General features: G+C 69.9%; 18 protein-coding genes. 5 read left to right on the forward strand and 13 right to left on the reverse strand.

Features of this window, described 5'->3' with window-relative positions:
• Positions 1–46 precede the first annotated feature (46 nt).
• From der to OHA77_RS06520, 11 genes are all read right to left on the reverse strand, one after another.
• Positions 47–1,429: a ribosome biogenesis GTPase Der gene (gene der / locus OHA77_RS06470; protein ID WP_406319774.1), complete on the reverse strand. Its 1,383-nt coding sequence runs from the start codon at positions 1,427–1,429 to the stop codon at positions 47–49.
• A gap of 35 nt (positions 1,430–1,464) precedes the next feature.
• On the reverse strand, positions 1,465–2,100 hold the full coding sequence (cmk, locus tag OHA77_RS06475) for a (d)CMP kinase (RefSeq protein ID WP_406319775.1): 636 nt from the start codon (positions 2,098–2,100) through the stop codon (positions 1,465–1,467).
• Between the two features lie 146 nt (positions 2,101–2,246).
• Complete coding sequence (locus OHA77_RS06480; RefSeq protein WP_406316825.1) at positions 2,247–3,320, reverse strand: prephenate dehydrogenase; 1,074 nt, start codon at positions 3,318–3,320, stop codon at positions 2,247–2,249.
• 43 nt (positions 3,321–3,363) lie between these two features.
• Positions 3,364–3,723: a chorismate mutase gene (aroH, locus tag OHA77_RS06485; RefSeq protein WP_406316827.1), complete on the reverse strand. Its 360-nt coding sequence runs from the start codon at positions 3,721–3,723 to the stop codon at positions 3,364–3,366.
• Between the two features lie 76 nt (positions 3,724–3,799).
• A complete protein-coding gene (locus OHA77_RS06490; RefSeq protein WP_406316829.1) occupies positions 3,800–5,491 on the reverse strand; it encodes a pseudouridine synthase in 1,692 nt (563 codons plus the stop codon).
• Positions 5,491–6,048 carry an SMC-Scp complex subunit ScpB gene (scpB, locus tag OHA77_RS06495; RefSeq protein ID WP_326821573.1) on the reverse strand — a complete coding sequence of 186 codons (558 nt, stop codon included), beginning with the start codon at positions 6,046–6,048 and terminating at the stop codon, positions 5,491–5,493. Before scpB ends, OHA77_RS06490 begins: the two co-directional genes overlap by 1 nt.
• Positions 6,041–6,865: a segregation/condensation protein A gene (locus tag OHA77_RS06500; protein ID WP_326821572.1), complete on the reverse strand. Its 825-nt coding sequence runs from the start codon at positions 6,863–6,865 to the stop codon at positions 6,041–6,043. Before OHA77_RS06500 ends, scpB begins: the two co-directional genes overlap by 8 nt.
• A gap of 29 nt (positions 6,866–6,894) precedes the next feature.
• Positions 6,895–7,842, reverse strand: coding sequence for a ParA family protein (locus tag OHA77_RS06505; protein ID WP_326821571.1), 948 nt, complete (start codon positions 7,840–7,842; stop codon positions 6,895–6,897).
• 99 nt (positions 7,843–7,941) lie between these two features.
• Positions 7,942–8,868 carry a site-specific tyrosine recombinase XerD gene (locus OHA77_RS06510; RefSeq protein WP_406319776.1) on the reverse strand — a complete coding sequence of 309 codons (927 nt, stop codon included), beginning with the start codon at positions 8,866–8,868 and terminating at the stop codon, positions 7,942–7,944.
• Positions 8,869–8,880: 12 nt separating this feature from the next.
• Entirely contained in the window at positions 8,881–9,507 is a 627-nt protein-coding gene (locus tag OHA77_RS06515; protein WP_406316832.1) for an NUDIX domain-containing protein, read from the reverse strand.
• Entirely contained in the window at positions 9,504–11,174 is a 1,671-nt protein-coding gene (locus tag OHA77_RS06520; RefSeq protein WP_326827057.1) for a CTP synthase, read from the reverse strand. The genes OHA77_RS06515 and OHA77_RS06520 overlap by 4 nt, the downstream gene beginning before the upstream one ends.
• Positions 11,175–11,330: 156 nt before the next feature.
• Between OHA77_RS06520 and OHA77_RS06525 the strand changes: the two genes are divergently transcribed.
• The 5 genes from OHA77_RS06525 (at position 11,331) to OHA77_RS06545 (ending at position 15,437) form a co-directional block, all read left to right on the forward strand.
• Complete coding sequence (locus OHA77_RS06525) at positions 11,331–12,143, forward strand: acyltransferase (protein WP_406316834.1); 813 nt, start codon at positions 11,331–11,333, stop codon at positions 12,141–12,143.
• Between the two features lie 89 nt (positions 12,144–12,232).
• The gene (locus OHA77_RS06530) at positions 12,233–13,384 is read left to right on the forward strand and encodes an NAD(P)H-dependent flavin oxidoreductase (protein ID WP_406316835.1); all 1,152 of its coding nucleotides are present in this window, start codon (positions 12,233–12,235) and stop codon (positions 13,382–13,384) included.
• A 102-nt stretch (positions 13,385–13,486) separates the two neighbouring features.
• On the forward strand, positions 13,487–14,077 hold the full coding sequence (locus tag OHA77_RS06535; RefSeq protein ID WP_326821567.1) for a DUF4126 domain-containing protein: 591 nt from the start codon (positions 13,487–13,489) through the stop codon (positions 14,075–14,077).
• 97 nt (positions 14,078–14,174) lie between these two features.
• Positions 14,175–14,789 carry a hypothetical protein gene (locus OHA77_RS06540; RefSeq protein ID WP_326821566.1) on the forward strand — a complete coding sequence of 205 codons (615 nt, stop codon included), beginning with the start codon at positions 14,175–14,177 and terminating at the stop codon, positions 14,787–14,789.
• 66 nt (positions 14,790–14,855) lie between these two features.
• On the forward strand, positions 14,856–15,437 hold the full coding sequence (locus OHA77_RS06545) for a Uma2 family endonuclease (protein WP_406316836.1): 582 nt from the start codon (positions 14,856–14,858) through the stop codon (positions 15,435–15,437).
• Here OHA77_RS06545 and OHA77_RS06550 read toward each other — a convergent pair.
• A complete protein-coding gene (locus OHA77_RS06550) occupies positions 15,424–15,804 on the reverse strand; it encodes a hypothetical protein (protein ID WP_406316837.1) in 381 nt (126 codons plus the stop codon). The genes OHA77_RS06545 and OHA77_RS06550 overlap by 14 nt on opposite strands.
• A gap of 7 nt (positions 15,805–15,811) precedes the next feature.
• On the reverse strand, positions 15,812–16,033 hold the full coding sequence (locus OHA77_RS06555; RefSeq protein WP_406316838.1) for a hypothetical protein: 222 nt from the start codon (positions 16,031–16,033) through the stop codon (positions 15,812–15,814).
• Between the last annotated feature and the right edge of the window lie 8 nt (positions 16,034–16,041).

Consider the following 16,041-nt stretch of genomic DNA (forward strand, 5'->3'; position numbering starts at 1 on the left):
CGACGAACGGCCCGGCGTCAGCCGGGCCGTTCGCGACGTGGTCACATCACTTCTTCTGCTTCTGCCCCTGCCGCTTCTCGCGGATCTTCATCGTGACCTCGAGGGGAGAACCGGCAAAACCGAACTCCTCGCGGATCCGGCGCTCGATGAAGCGGCGGTAGGTCTCCTCAAGGAAGCCCGAGGTGAACAGCACGAACTTGGGCGGCTCCGTCGACGCCTGGGTGGCAAAGAGGATCTTGGGCTGCTTGCCGCCGCGGACCGGGGGCGGGGTGGCCGCGACCAGGTCGGTGAGGAAGGCGTTGAGACGCGCCGTCGGCACCCGGGTGGACCAGGAGTCGAGCGCCTTGTCGAGAGCCGGGACGAGCTTCTCCACGTGCCAGCCGGTCTTGGCGGAGATGTTGACCCGCAGCGCCCACGGCACCCGGACGAGCTGCCGGTCGATCTCCTTCTCCAGGTAGTAGCGGCGGTCCTCGTCGAGGAGGTCCCACTTGTTGAACGCCACGACCATCGCACGGCCCGACTCGATCACCAGCGAGATGATCCGCAGGTCCTGCTCGGTCAGCACGTCGCTGGCGTCGATGAGCACGACCGCGATCTCCGAGCGCTCCAGGGCCGCCCTGGTGCGCATGCTCGCGTAGAAGTCGGCGCCCTTCAGCTCACGGTCACGCCGGCGGATGCCCGCGGTGTCCACGAAACGCCAGGGCTTGCCGCCGAGCTGGATCAGCTCGTCGACCGGGTCACGGGTGGTGCCCGCCATCGGGTCGACGAGCACGCGCTCCTCGCCTGCCAGCTTGTTCAGCAGGGAGGACTTGCCCACGTTGGGCTTGCCCACCAGAGCCACCCGGCGCGGTCCGCGCTGGACGCCGAAACGCTGCTGCGGCGTCTCCGGCAGCTTGTCCAGGATCACGTCCAGCAGATCGCCGCTGGAGCGGCCGTGCAGGGCCGAGACCGGCTGCGGCTCGCCCAGGCCGAGAGACCACAGAGCGGCGGCCTCCAGCTCCATCTGCTGGTTGTCGACCTTGTTCGCCGCCAGGATGACCGGCTTGCCGGAGCCACGCAGCACGTGACCGACGATCTCGTCGGCGTCGGTCACCCCGACCACGGCGTCCGTCACGAACAGGATCACGTCGGCCAGTTCGGCCGCGATCTGCGCCTGCTCGGCGATCTTCAGTGCCATCCCGGTCGCGTCGGGGTCCCAGCCGCCGGTGTCGACCACCGTGAACCGGCGTCCACGCCAGGTGGCGTCGTAGGTGACCCGGTCGCGGGTCACGCCCGGCACGTCCTCCACGACCGCCTCACGGCGGCCGATGATCCGGTTGACCAAGGTGGACTTGCCCACGTTGGGACGGCCCACCACGGCCACGACCGGCTGAGGGCCCTCGTCCGGACCCTCGCCCTCAGAGCTGTTTTCGGTACCCAGATCGGCCAGCTCAGCCTCGATCCAGCCGCTTTCTTCTTCCCCGGTCACGCCTTTTCCTTAATCACACGTAGCACCTCGGCGATGACCTCTTCCAGGTTCAGCGCCGTGGTGTCCAGTTCGACGGCGTCAGCCGCCATGGCAAGTGGGTCGGTCTTCCTCGTCGAGTCCAGGGTGTCGCGCCGGGCCATCGCGGCCCGCTGCGCCTCCACCGTGGTCCCGGTCAGCTCCGCCGTACGGCGGAGCGCCCGGGCGTCCGCGCTCGCGGTCAGATAGATCTTGACCGGGGCGGCGGGAGTGACCACCGTACCGATGTCACGGCCCTCGACGACGATGCCGCCCGCACCGATGATCTCACGCTGCTCGGCCACCAGCCGACGACGTACCTCGGGCACCGCGCTGATCGCGGAGACGGCGGCGGTGACCTCGGAGCTGCGGATGGCCACGGCGGCGTCGGCGCCGTCCACGGCCACCGTCGGGGCGTCCGGATCGGTGCCCATCGAGAGAACCGGGACCAGCGCCCTGGCGGCGATCGCCGCCGGATCGGCGAGATCGACGCCCTGCTCGAGCATCCACCACGTGACGGCCCGGTACATCGCTCCGGTGTCGAGATAACGCAGTCCCAGCGCCCGCGCGACACCGCGCGACGCACTCGACTTGCCCGACCCCGAAGGACCGTCCATGGCGACGACCAGTCCGGTCACGGTGCCTCTCCCTTACAACCCGTTTCAATTGTCTGTCCGAGGCTACCGGGAGCGGGGACGGAACCACGCATCGATCGGCTCGGGAAGGATCCGCCACGACTCACCGAGCGGGTCGTGGCGGAGCGTCACGGCAGGTGCCAGCCGTGCGCGCGCAGCGCCGCCGACAGGGCGGGCACCGTCTCCGGCTGCACGGACAGGTCGGCGGCGCCCAGCGGCAGGCCGGGGGCGTGTTCCAACCGGACGTCCTCGATGTTGACGCCCGCCTCTTCGGCCACCTGGAACAGCCGGGCCAGCTCGCCGGGACGGTCGCCGATGATGACCTGGACGGTCGTGTAGGCGCGCGCGGGACCGCCGTGCTTGCCGGGGATCCGGTCCGTGCCCGCGACACCCCGGTGCAGCAGCTCCGTGACCTGACCCATCGCCGCGGGGTCGGTGGAGGCACGCAGCGAGGCGGCCACGGCCGCCAGGTCGGCGGCCACCTTCTCCAGCACGTCGGCCACCGGCAGCGCGTTGCCCGACAGGATGCCGGTCCACAGGCCGGGGTCGCCGGCCGCGATGCGCGTGACGTCGCGGACGCCCTGCCCGGCCAGACCGAGCGCGGCCGCCGGGGCGGCCGCGAGCCGGGCCGCGACCGCCGCGGCGGCCACGTGCGGGGCATGGGAGACGATCGCGACGGCGCGGTCGTGTTCGGCCGCTCCGACTTTGACGGCCTCGCCACCGCAGAGCTTGATCAGTTCCAGCAGGACCTCGACCGCGTCGGGCAGGGTCTCCTCTGTCGGGCACAGCGCCCAGGGACGGCCCAGGAACAGGTCGGCCCGGGCCGCGGCGGGCCCCGAGCGCTCCCGGCCCGCCAGCGGGTGTCCGGCGATGTAGGTGGTCAGATCGCAGCGGAGGTCGGCGGCCTGCTGGAGCGGCAGCACCTTGACGCTGGCCACATCGGTGTAGAACCGGGCGGCCCGCGCCTTCTGGAGATCGGCGAGCTGCTCGGCGACCAGGTGCGGGGGGACCGAGATGACCGCGAGATCCACCGTTCGCCCGGCGATCCACTCGGTGCCGGCACCCAGCTCGCGTGCCAGCCGTACGACCCCTTCGTCCCGGTCGGCCAGGTAGACGGTGATCCCCTGCTCGCGCAGCGCCAGGGCGACGGAGGTGCCGATCAGGCCGGTTCCGACGACGAGGACGCTCTCGAGACCGCTCACACGTCCTCCCTGGGCTTCTTGGGCATGGTGACGCACGACAGGATCACTGGGCGATGTCCACGCGCAGGGCCGCCGCGCCCCGCAGGTAGACGTGCTGGATCTCCTGACGCGGCCGATCGGTCTCCACGTGAGCCATCAGCCGTACGACATGGGGGAGCGCGCCGGGAACGTCGATCTCGGACGCGCAGATCAGCGGGACGTCGTGGAAGCCGAGCTTGCGAGCGGCCAGAGCGGGAAACTCCGCGGTCAGGTCGGGGGTGGCCGTGAAGATCACGCTGATCACGTCGTCGGTGGTGATCCTGTTGCGCTCCATCACCTCGGTGACCAGCTCGGTCACCCCTACCAGGATGGCCTCCCGGTCGTTGCCATCGACCTGGACCGCACCCCGAATCGCCCGCACCATCGTCGCTCCTCCATACCGTTCACGCCGGACCGCCCGCAGGCGATCCGGCGTGTCGAATCCGTGTCGTCCAGGAAGGTTACAGGCCGACGGCGGCGTAGAGCTCGCCGACTTCCTTGAGGCTCAGCGCACGGACGGTGCCCGGCTTGAGACGGCCGAGCTTGACCGGGCCGAACTCGATGCGGGCCAGGTCGATGACCGGGTGCCCGACCTCTTCCAGCATGCGGCGGACGATGTGCTTGCGGCCCTCGTGCAGGACGATCTCCACCAGCGCCTGCTGCCCGTGCTCCTGGACCAGAGTGAAGGAGTCGGCCTTGGCGACGCCGTCCTCCAGCTCGATGCCCTTCTTCAGGCGGCGGCCCAGATCACGCTCGATCCTGCCGGGGACCTTCGCCCAGTACTTCTTCTGCACGCCGTAGCTCGGGTGGGTGAGCCGGTTGGCCAACTCGCCGTCGTTGGTGAGCAGGATGAGACCCTCGGTCTCGGTGTCCAGGCGGCCCACGTGGAAAAGCCGCTCGGTGCGGTCGGCCACGAAGTCGGCCAGCGAGGGGCGGCCGTCGGGGTCGGACATGGTGCTGACGACGCCGATCGGCTTGTTGATGGCGAGGTAGACCAGGTCGGGCATCGTCGGCAGGCGCTTGCCGTCGACGTGGATGACCTGCTTGGCCGGGTCGACCCGGGCACCGAAGCGGCGGACCACCTGGCCGTCGACCGTGACCCGGCCGTCGCCGATCATGTCCTCGCAGGCCCGGCGGCTGGCCACGCCCGCCTGGGCCAGGACCTTCTGCAGCCGGACGCCGTCGGGGACCTCGGTGGTGTCGCGCTCGTCGACATAGTCCCTGTCGTAGAAGTCCGAGTCACGCTTGGGCTGGCGGGCGGTCTTGAACCGGTCGTTCTCGATCGCACCGGGACGGCGCTCGGCCTTCGCGGGGCCGCGGTCGGCACCGGGGCGCCGCTCGCCGTACGAGCCGGGCCGCTTGCCGCCGATCGTCTGAATCTCGTCCCGCCGGTCGGTCCTGCCGAACCGGCCGCGGGAACCGCCACCGGACGCGTTGGAACGGCCACGGTCCGAGCCGGAGGCTCCGCGCGGACCGCCACGGCCGTCACGGCGCGGACCGTCGGAGCGGAACCCGCCTTGCGAACCACTACGGGGCGCGTCACGGTCATCACGACGCGGGGCGTCGGAGCGGAACCCGCCGCGGTCATCGCGGCGCGGAGCGTCCGAACGGAACCCACCGCGGTCATCGCGACGCGGAGCATCGGACCGGAACCCGCCCTGCGAACCGCCACGATCGTCACGACGCGGGGCGTCCGACCGGAACCCGCCGCGGTCATCGCGGCGCGGAGCATCGGAGCGGAACCCGCCCTGCGAACCCCCACGATCGTCACGGCGCGGACCGCCCTCGGCGGGCCTGCCGTACCGGCTACGCGAGCCGTCACGCTCAGCACGGAACCCGCCGCGGTCATCACGGCGCGGAGCATCGGACCGGAACCCGCCCTGCGAACCACCACGATCGTCGCGACGCGGACCGTCCGACCGGAACCCGCCCTGCGAACCACCACGATCGTCGCGACGCGGACCGTCCGAACGGAACCCGCCCTGCGAACCACCACGATCGTCGCGACGCGGACCGTCCGAACGGAACCCGCCCTGCGAACCGCCTCGGGGTCCGCCGGAGCGTGAGCCGCCCCGGGGGTTGCCGCCGCGCGGGGCTCCGCCACGGCCTTGACCGCGTCCATCACCGGACGGGGTACTACGCCTGCTGTTCACTACTTGTGCTCCTCTAAGGTTTCCACGTCGTCGGGCAGGAACGGTGCCAGCTCGGGGAGCTCGTCGAGATCCCGCAGGCCCATCCGCTCGAGAAAATAGGGACTTGTCCGGTAGAGCAGTGCTTGGCTCTCCGGTTCGGTGCCGGCCTCTTCGACCAGCCCTCGCGTCACCAGCGTGCGCATGACACCGTCGCTGTTGACGCCTCGGACGGCCGCCACCCGTGCCCGGCTGATCGGCTGCCGGTAGGCGACCACGGCCAGGGTCTCCAGCGCGGCCTGGGTGAGCCGTGCCTGCTGGCCGTCGCGGACGAACCGCTCCACGAGGGTCGCACACTCGGCCCGCGTGTAGAACCGCCAGCCGCCTGCGACCTCTCTCAGATCGAAACCCCGGCCGTCCTCAGTGTATTCCGCCGACAGCCGGCGAAGTGCGGCGGCGACCTCGGCGGTGGGCCGCTCCAGAACCTGGGCGAGGGCCATCTCACTGACCGGTTCGTCGACCACGAGAAGGATGGCCTCCAGCCCTGTGCGCAGGTCCGGCTCGGGCACCACGTCAGTCATCAGGCGGCTCTTTCTTGACGCTCTCGTCGTAGTCGTCGGCCACGGCGACGTCTCCGTCGTCGCTACCGGTCCAGGTCACGTGCAGTTCTCCGAGGGGCTCCACCTGGTCGAAGGAGACGGCCGCCTCCCGGTAGAGCTCCAGGACGGCCAGGAAACGCGCGACGACCTCGAAGGTGCCTGCGCAGTCGGAGGTGAGGGCCCGGAAGGTCGCCCGGCGCACCCGCCGCAGCCGCTCCACAAGGATAACCGCCTGATCCTTGACGTTGGCGAGCGGTTGGTAAATGTGGGCGACGGAGACCGACGGGGGTGCCTTGGGCGCGAAGGCCCGCTGAGCGAGCTGGGCGAGACGGTCGGGACCGATGCCCAGGATCAGCTCGGGGAGGAGGTCGGCGAACGGGGCCTCCATCGGCACCGTCCGGGGAAAGCGCAGCGCCTCCTCCGCCATCCGGGCGGAGAAGACCTTCGCGACCTCCTTGTAGGCCCGGTACTGCAGGAGACGGGCGAACAGCAGGTCGCGCGCCTCCAGGAGGGCGAGGTCCTCCTCGTCGTCGACCTCACCCGAAGGCAGCAACCTGGCCGCCTTGAGGTCGAGCAGAGTGGCCGCGACGAGCAGGAAGTGGCTCGTCTGCTCCAGGTCCCACTGCGGGCCCCGGGCCCGGATGTAGGAGATGAACTCGTCGGTGACCTGGCTGAGCGAGACCTCGGTGATGTCGAGCTTGTGCTTGGAGATCAGACCGAGCAGCAGGTCGAAAGGGCCCTCGAAGACCTCCAGGTGCACCCTGAAGGTGTTGTCGGCCAACTGCGGCTGCTCGGTCATTCCCTCATTGTCCCGCACCGGGACCGTGATCACTGTTCCAGCGCGGCCCACCTGGTGAGGACTTCGCGGGCCAGTTCGCGGTAGGCGCTGGCGCCGAGCGAGGAGGAGTCGAAGCTGGTGATGGGCTCACCGGCCACGGTGGCGTCGGGAAAGCGGACCGTCCGGTTGATCACCGTGTGGTACACCTTGTCGTCGAACGCCTCGACCACCCGGGCCAGCACCTCACGGCCGTGCAGGGTCCGCGCGTCGTACATGGTGGCGAGCAGACCCTCGATGACCAGGTCCTCGTTGATGCGCTGCTGGACCTTGATGATGGTGTCCATGAGCAGCGCGACCCCGCGCAGTGCGAAGAACTCACACTCCAGCGGCACCATGACACCGTGCGCGCAGGCCAGCGCGTTGATCGTGAGCAGGCCCAGGGAGGGCTGGCAGTCGATCAGGCACACGTCGTACTCGGGCAGGAGGGGCTTGATCACCCGGCCGAGCACCTGCTCGCGGGCGACCTCCGTGACGAGCTGGACTTCGGCCGCGGACAGGTCGATGTTGCTGGGCAGCAGGTCCATGCCGTCGACGCCGGTCTCCATCAGCACGTCCCTGGCGGTGATCTGCCGCTCCATGAGGAGGTTGTAGACCGTCAGGTCGAGCTGGTGGGGGTTGATCCCGAGGCCGACAGAGAGGGCACCCTGCGGGTCGAAGTCGACCAGCAGCACCTTGAGCCCGGCCTCGGCCAGCGCCGCGCCCAGGTTGATGGTGGTGGTCGTCTTGCCGACGCCGCCCTTCTGGTTGACCATGGCCACGACACGCGCCGGTCCGTGCACCGTACGAGGAGGCGGGTCGGGAAAGACCGGGCGGGGTCGCCCGGTCGGGCCGAGAACTCCCCCAGTGCGAGGGGTCCCGGCGGTTTTGGTGTCACCCCAGGGATTCTCGGGGTTTCCAGGGGTCGTTCCCCGGACAGAACCGTCGGTGGTCACAGTCACCAGTCGAACCTCCCTGACGGCCTTGAACCGGACCGTCCGGACGGACACTATGGCGTCAACACGTATGCGGCAAGGCGGCACGCCCGGACATAAGCAAGGTCAATGCCGCGCGCGCGGTTGCGCGACGGCACAGGCCTCGCGGAGCTTGTCGACTGCTACCAGGGTGTATACCTGCGTGGTGGTCACCGAGGCGTGGCCGAGCAATTCCTGAACCACCCTAACGTCTGCACCCCCGTCCAGGAGGTGTGTTGCGAAGGAATGTCGCAAGATATGGGGTGAGATTCCTGCCAGCCCTCCCCGTTCGGCCGCCGCCTGGAGCACCTCCCAGGCCCCCTGACGGGTGAGCCGCCCGCCTCTGGCGTTGAGGAACAGTCCCGAGGTGCCCCGGCCGTGGGCGGCGATACCCGGTCGCGCCCGGGTGAGATAGGCGCCCAGCGCCTCTCTCGCGAACCGGCCCAGGGGCACCAGGCGGGTGCGTCCGCCTTTGCCGCGCAGGCGCACCTGCTGTGCCCGTGAGCTCAGATCGACGTCGTCCACGGCGAGACCAACGGCCTCGGAGATACGTGCTCCCGTGCCGTACAGCAGCTCCAGGAGCGCCCGGTTGCGCATCGTGAGGGGCGCCCCCTCGGGTCCGGAGGCGGCGATGAGCCGCTCCACGTCGTGCACGCTGATCGCCTTGGGCAGCCGTCTGAGCTGCCGCGGCAGCCGTACGCCGTGGGCCGGGTCGTGGCCTGCGGCCCCTTCGCGCTGCGCGAAGCGGTGCAGGCCGCGTACCGCGGAGACGGCACGTGCCGCCGAGCTGGCGACGAGGGCCTGGTGCTCCTCGTCGCCCTCCCTGAGCGCGGCCAGGAAGGCCGTGACGTCGGCCTCGGCCACCTCTCTGAAGGAGACATGGCCTCGGCTCTTCAGGTGATCCACGTAGCGCAGAAGGTCACGGCGGTAGGAGGCCAGGGTGTTGGCGGCCAGACCCCGTTCCACCGCCAGATGGGTGAGGTAGCTGGAGAGGACGGCCTCCGTCTCGCTCAGGGTGTCCTCCCGTCATGCCTCCGGTGCGTCAGCGGGGCGCAACGAGGCGAAACCATCCGCCGAAGCGGCGTATGCGGCGAGAATACCGGCCACGGCTTGGGAATTGTGGATCATTCCCGCCAGGGCACGCCGAACCGCGTCGGACAGGGGGATCCAGACCACCGGCATGTCGACTTCCTCGTGCCGGTGGACGAAGTCCGATTCCCCTTCGGGGATGGGGCTGAGGTCCCTGGCGAGAAAGATCCGGGTCCGCTCGTCGGTCATTCCCGGCGAGATGAAGGTGTCGATCAGGGTGTGCCATCTCCCGGCGCGGTAGCCCGCCTCCTCGGCGAGCTCGCGGGCCGCTCCGGCCTGCAGCGCCTCGCCCTCGACGTCGCGCAGACCCGCCGGCAGCTCCCAGAGCAGGCGCCGGACCGGGTGGCGGTACTGGCGGATCATCAGCACCCGGCCGGCGTCGTCGAGCGCGACGACGGCCACCGATCCGGGGTGGACCACGTAGTCGCGGCCGACGACCTCCTGGTCCCGCATGAGGACCTCGTCCGTCACCACGGTGATGACATGTCCGCTGAAGTGCTCGGCGGAGGAGACGACCTTCCACTCCTCCGGGACGTCCCGGATCTCGAACGCGGGAGTGCTCACTTGCCCCGCCCGGTCCTGGCGGAGGCGCCCCGGATGTCGGCGTAGGTCAGGGCGGCGCCGACCAGGCCCTTGAACAGCGGGTGCGAGCGGGTCGGCCGGGAGCGGAACTCCGGATGCGCCTGGGTGCCGACGAAGAACGGGTGGATGTCGGCGGGCAGCTCGGCGTACTCCACCAGGCGGCCGTCGGGCGACAGTCCGGAGAAGACCATGCCGACCTTCTCCAGCTCCTCCCGGTAGGAGTTGTTGACCTCGTAGCGGTGGCGGTGGCGCTCGTCCACCTTCGCCATGCCGTACATCTGGCGGGCGAGGGAGCCCTCGGCGAGCTTGGCGGGGTAGAGGCCCAGCCGCATGGTGCCGCCCATGTCACGCTCGCCGGAGACGACGTCCTCCTGGTCGGCCATGGTGGAGATGACCGGGTGGGTGGTCTCGGGATCGAACTCGGTGCTGCCGGCGTCCTCGATGCCGGCGAGGTTGCGGGCCGCCTCGATGACCATGCACTGCATGCCCAGGCAGATGCCGAGCAGCGGGATCCTGTTCTCCCGGACGTGCCGGATCGCACCGAGCTTGCCCTCGATGCCGCGCACGCCGAACCCGCCGGGCACGAGCACGCCGTCCACGCCGTCCAGCTCGCGGGCGGCTCCTTCGGGAGTCTCGCAGTCGTCGCTCTTGACCCAGCGGATGTTGACGCGGGCGTCGTTGGCGAAGCCGCCCGCGCGCAGCGCCTCGGTGACCGACAGGTAGGCGTCGGGCAGGTCGATGTATTTGCCCACCAGGGCGATCGTGACCTCCTTGGCCGGGTGGTGCACCCGGCGCAGGAGCTGCTCCCACTCCTTCCAGACGACGTCGCGGAAGGGCAGGCCGAGGCGGCGGACGACGTAGGCGTCCAGGCCCTCGGAGTGCAGCACCTTGGGGATGTCGTAGATGCTCGGCGCGTCGATCGCCGAGACCACGGCGTCCTCGTCGACGTCGCACATGAGGCTGATCTTGCGCTTGATCGAGGTGCTGACCGGGCGGTCGGAGCGCAGGACGATCGCGTCGGGCTGGATGCCGATGCTGCGCAGTGCAGCGACCGAGTGCTGCGTCGGCTTGGTCTTCAGCTCGCCGCTCGGGCCGATGTAGGGCAGCAGCGAGACGTGCAGGAAGAACACGTTGTCACGGCCGACCTCGTGGCGAACCTGGCGGACGGCCTCCAGGAAGGGCAGCGACTCGATGTCGCCGACGGTGCCGCCGACCTCGGTGATGACCACGTCCACGTCGGGGCCGGCCATGGAGCGGATGCGGTCCTTGATCTCGTTGGTGATGTGCGGGATGACCTGCACGGTGTCACCGAGATACTCGCCGCGTCGCTCCTTGGCGATGACGTTGGAGTAGACCTGGCCGGTGGTCACGTTCGCGGATCCGTGCAGCTCGGTGTCGAGGAAGCGCTCGTAGTGACCGACGTCGAGGTCGGTCTCCGCCCCGTCGTCGGTGACGAAGACCTCACCGTGCTGGAACGGGTTCATCGTTCCGGGGTCGACGTTGAGGTAGGGGTCGAGCTTCTGCATGGTGACCCGCAGACCACGCAGTTTGAGAAGACGCCCGAGGCTCGACGCCGTCAGTCCCTTACCGAGACTGGAGGCGACGCCGCCGGTGACGAACAGATGCTTGGTGTGTGCGGCGCTGCGCAAGAAGTCTCCCGTGGTCGTCATAGATCAGTCGGCACACCCTGATAGCGGCCCACCTGTCCACGGACTCTCAGAATATCAAACGGTTCCCGCGGACCGTCCGCACGTTCCCCGCCCCGTATCCCCCGGGTACATGACCAAGCGGTAACTTAGCTCGCTATGTCGATTCGTGGCGCCATACGGCGTGCCGCCGGCGGCCTCATCCATCGCGGCTGGGCCGCGATCCGTGCCGCCGGCACGGTGAGCCCCGCCAATCCGGCCGGTTACCGCTTCCGCCGTCTCGGCGAGGGCACCTGCCTGTCGTTCCCCGTCGGCGCGATCTTCGGCGAGGCCTGGATCGAGATAGGCGAGCACACCCTGGTCGGCGAGCGCGTCTCCATCTCCGCGGGCATGGGCCCGGGGGTGGACCTGGGTCCGGCCTCGATCGTGCGGATCGGCGGGAGCTGCTCGATCGGCCGGGGCAGCCACATCGTCGGCCACCAGTCGATCGACATCGGCGATCACGTGTTCACCGGCCCGTACGTCTACATCACCGACCAGAACCACGTCTACGACGACCCGGAGACGCCGATCGGCCGCCAGTGGCCACGCAACAATCCCGTGGTCATCGGCTCGGGCTCCTGGCTGGGCACCGGCGCGATCATCCTGCCGGGCACCCGGATCGGCAGGCAGTGCGTGGTCGCGGGCGGAGCCGTGGTCCGCGGCGAGTTCCCCGACCACAGCGTGATCGCCGGCGTGCCGGCCAAGGTCGTCCGCCGCTACGTGCCCGGAGACGGATGGCTGCCGCCCCACCTCGCCGGATCCCGCACCCAGCCGGCCGAGCAGACCGAGGCCGTCGCGGACGGCGGGACCAGCGGGAACACCGGGACCGGCGGGACCGGCGGGACCGGCGGGGACACCGGACCGGCCGGAGCCGAGCGGGTCGGGGCCGGACCGGCCGGCGCGGCTGAGGCCCGGCTGAGCCCCGGCTGAGCCCCGGCTGAGGCCCGGCCGGGCCCGGCTGAACATCGGCCGAGCCCCGGCCCTGGACCGTACGAGCTTCCGAGACTTACGGTCGCGGCATGCGCACCGCGATCTGTGAGAGATTCGGCGTGGAGTTCCCGCTCTTCGCCTTCAGCCACTGCCGCGACGTGGTCGCCGCGGTGACCAACGCCGGAGGGTTCGGCGTGCTCGGCGCCGTCGCCTACTCCCCCCGGCAGCTCGACGCGGAACTGAGCTGGATCGACAGGCGTGTCGGCGGCCGGCCGTACGGTGTGGACGTCCTCGTCCCCGGCAGGATCGACGCGTCGGCGGCCGACCGGAGTGGCCGTCTCGCCGACTCCATTCCCGAGCGGCACCGCGACTTCGTCGCATACCTGTTCGGCAAGTACGGCGTGACCACGCCCGACCCGTTCACCGGCACGATGTCGGCCCACGCCGACGAGATGGGCCGGCAGGTGACCGCCGAGGGCGCGACCGGTCTCGTCGACGTGGCGCTCAAACACCCGATCGCCCTGATCGCCAGCGCTCTCGGGCCGCCGCCGACGGAGATGATGGGCAAGGCGAGGGAGGCCGGGGTGCCGGTCGCCGCGCTGGTGGGGACCGTCGAGCACGCCCGGCGCCAGGTGGCGGCGGGGGTGGACGTGATCGTGGCGCAGGGGTCGGAGGCGGGCGGACACACCGGGGAGATCTCCACCATGGTGCTGGTTCCCCAGGTCGTGGACGCCGTGGACGTCCCGGTACTGGCGGCGGGAGGCATCGCCGACGGCCGCCAGGTGGCGGCGGCGCTCGCGCTGGGGGCCGAGGGGGTGTGGTGCGGCTCGGTCTGGCTGACCACCGAGGAGGCCGAGACCATCCCCGCGGTCAAGCGCAAACTGCTGGCCGCGACCTCCTCCGACACCGTGCGGTCCCGGTCGCGGACCGGCAAGCCCGCCCGGCAGCTGAAGTCCGCCTGGACCGAGGAGTGGGACGAGGCTCAGGAGAGTCCCGGACCGCTGCCGATGCCGCTGCAGATGCTGCTGGCCGAGAGCGCGATGGCCCGGATCGGCCGGGCGGCCGAACTGGGCAGGCCGGGGGCGGTGGAGCTGGCCAACTACTTCGTCGGGCAGGTCGTCGGCCAGCTGAACCAGGTCCGACCGGCCCGCGAGACCGTCTTCGGCATGGTCGAGGAGTTCGCCGCCGCCATGGAGCGCCTCCGGCGGCTCACCGACGACGGGCGCCCATCCCGGCCGTGACGGCGGCACCCGGGCGCATCCGGAGGCATCCGGATGCGCCCGGCGGGATCCATCGGCGTCCGGGAACCGTTGAAGGATGGACGAGAACACGACGGAGGCACGATGCTCGCGGCACTGACCGGTCTCGGCCTTTCCACGGCGGCGGGGTTGAACGCCTACATCCCCCTGCTCGTGGTCGGCCTGATCGCCAACTTCACCGATCGCCTACGGCTCCCCCAGGAGTTCGCCTGGCTGTCCAACGGCTGGGTGCTCGGGATCATCGGCGTGCTGCTGCTCGCCGAGGTCGTGCTCGACAAGGTCCCGGTGGTCGACAGCGTCAACGACATGATCCAGACCGTGGTCCGCCCGGCGGCCGGCGGCGTGGTGTTCAGCGCCACCGAGGCGGCCGCCCGGCTCGACGGCTCAACCTGGATGAGCCACAACCCCTGGCTGAGCTGGGTGCTGGGCATCGTGATCGCGCTGGCCGTGCACGTGATGAAGACGACCGCCAGGCCGGTGGTCAACGTGTCGACCGCAGGGGTCGGCGCGCCCGTCGTCAGCACCGTGGAGGACGTCGGAGCGCTCGGCATGAGCCTGATCGCGATCTTCCTGCCGGTCCTGGTCGTCATCGGGGTGGCCGTGCTGGCACTGTTCGCCTGGTGGGCGATCCGCAAGGTACGGCGCCGCCGCACGCTCCGGCGGAGTCCGGCCTGACCGGTGACCGTGCGGGGAGAGCGCCGCTGATCGACGACCGCACACATCCGAACGCGCGGGCTATGCTCGAAGAATCTCATTTCGCCCCCATCGGGAGGTGGCTCCGATCGGCACTTTCCTCACCATCGTGCTGGTGATCTTCTTGTTCCTCCTTCTCCTGGGAGGAGCCGGGATCTACCTTCTGGTCAAGGTCGGCAAGAAGGCCACCAAGAAGGCCCGCAAGGTGAGCACCCGGGTCGCCTCCCACATGGCGGCGATGGGCCCCGGCGACGCCGCCGAGACCGAGCGGATGCGCCTGGACCTGCGCCGTGAGGTCTCCCTGACCCGCCAGGCCGTCGACCACGCGCTGCGTGACGGGTGGGGCCTGGGCGACCTGCCCCAGCTGGTGGCCGAGATCGGCACGCACGCCGACCAGCTCGACGCCCAGCTCGGTCTCTACGCCCAGCACAGCCGGGTGTCGGCCTACGCCGACCACGCCTCCCTGGGCCGCCTGCGCGAGCACCACGCCAAGTTGACCAGTTCCTGCGCGCGGATCCGCGCCGACCTGCTCAACGACCAGATGGCGCACGCGGCCGGCGGGATCGCCGACATCCAGAACCGCACCGACATCGAGATCGAGGCGCGCCGCCGCGCCCCCGACCCGCTGGACCAGATCGACGAGCTCCACCGGCGCGCCATGGTCGACCGCTCCCACCCCGAAGAGCACCGCTGACGGCCACGGAACGTGTCACCATGGACACGTCGCGCAATTTCGAGGGGCGAGTCGAAGGAGGTCACCATGACCATGGCGCTTCCCGAATGGTTCTACCCGGGCCCGCCGGGCGGGTGGACGGCCGACATGCTCGATCGTCTCCCCCCCGACGCCCCCCGGCACGTCGAACTGATCGACGGGTCGCTGATCATGATGTCTCCCCAGACCGCGTTTCACATGTTCGTGCTGAGGCGTTTCGAGCAGGAGCTCACGCCTCCTGACGATCTCACCGTCGTCCGGGAGATGACGGTGACGCTCGGGATCCGCCAACGACCCGAGCCCGACATCATGGTGGTGGACAGGTCGGCGTTGATGACCATGAAGACGACCTCCTTCAAACCCGCGGACGTGCGCCTTGCCGTCGAAGTGGTCTCCCCCGAATCGATGGATCGAGATCGGACCACCAAGCCGATCAAATACTCCGACGCCGGGATCAGGCATTTCTGGCGAGTCGAGCAGGAGGACGAGCAGCCCGTCGTCTATACCTTCGAGCTGGAGCCCTCCGTCAAGGCCTACGTGCCCACCGGCATCCACCGCAGACGGCTGCGCACCTACATCGGCTTCGACGTTGACATCGACCTCGATCTGAGCCCGTTCATCGGGGGGTGAGTCTCCCCCTCAAGACGTGCCCGCCCTTCGCGGCCGCAGCCGTGGTACCGATGCGAGGGCACACAACCGCGTTCGGTGTCGGGTTCAGATATAGATCGCAGACCGCGCGGGCTCTGGCCGCGAATTCAGGATCTTTCGGCCGGTTCAGCCAGCCCCTGACCCGGTGCGGCTTAAGGTCGAGGTCAGCCAGGATCCGGCCGACCTGCGCGGCTGAGATTCCAATCTGCCCAGCCAGGTGAGCAGCCGGCAGGGCACGAGACCAGTGCGAGTCGGTTTCGGGTTTCTCCCCAGTCACCGTCTCCACGATCTTCAGTCGCGCCGCAGGCCCGTAGACGGACACCCGGCCCGGGCGCGGCCGATCGGTCATCGCCGCCTCACCTTCGGCACAGAACCGCTTCCGCAGTCGCCAGACCGTCTCCACATGCACCCCCGGCCTTGGCAGCGATCGCGGTATTGCGCATCCCGCCCGCAGCAGCCAGCAGAATCTTCACCCTCACCACCTGCCGGTACGGGGGCGAGGCACACGCGAGCTTCTTCAACCGCTTGCGCACCGCCGCAGGCAGCACCACGACGTGCGGACTCGCCACCTTGCTCACCTCTTCAC

Source organism: Streptosporangium sp. NBC_01639, assembly GCF_045209755.1.
In the GTDB taxonomy this organism is placed as follows: Bacteria; Actinomycetota; Actinomycetes; order Streptosporangiales; family Streptosporangiaceae; genus Streptosporangium.

Bases quoted from the DNA above. Each gene is read 5' to 3' on its own strand.
- aroH (WP_406316827.1), bottom strand. From the start codon at position 3,723: ATGGTGCGGGCGATTCGGGGTGCGGTCCAGGTCGATGGCAACGACCGG.
- OHA77_RS06525 (WP_406316834.1), top strand. From the start codon at position 11,331: ATGTCGATTCGTGGCGCCATACGGCGTGCCGCCGGCGGCCTCATCCAT.
- cmk (WP_406319775.1), bottom strand. From the start codon at position 2,100: ATGGACGGTCCTTCGGGGTCGGGCAAGTCGAGTGCGTCGCGCGGTGTC.
- OHA77_RS06530 (WP_406316835.1), top strand. From the start codon at position 12,233: ATGCGCACCGCGATCTGTGAGAGATTCGGCGTGGAGTTCCCGCTCTTC.
- scpB (WP_326821573.1), bottom strand. From the start codon at position 6,048: ATGACTGACGTGGTGCCCGAGCCGGACCTGCGCACAGGGCTGGAGGCC.
- OHA77_RS06535 (WP_326821567.1), top strand. From the start codon at position 13,487: ATGCTCGCGGCACTGACCGGTCTCGGCCTTTCCACGGCGGCGGGGTTG.
- OHA77_RS06545 (WP_406316836.1), top strand. From the start codon at position 14,856: ATGACCATGGCGCTTCCCGAATGGTTCTACCCGGGCCCGCCGGGCGGG.
- OHA77_RS06550 (WP_406316837.1), bottom strand. From the start codon at position 15,804: ATGACCGATCGGCCGCGCCCGGGCCGGGTGTCCGTCTACGGGCCTGCG.
- OHA77_RS06500 (WP_326821572.1), bottom strand. From the start codon at position 6,865: ATGACCGAGCAGCCGCAGTTGGCCGACAACACCTTCAGGGTGCACCTG.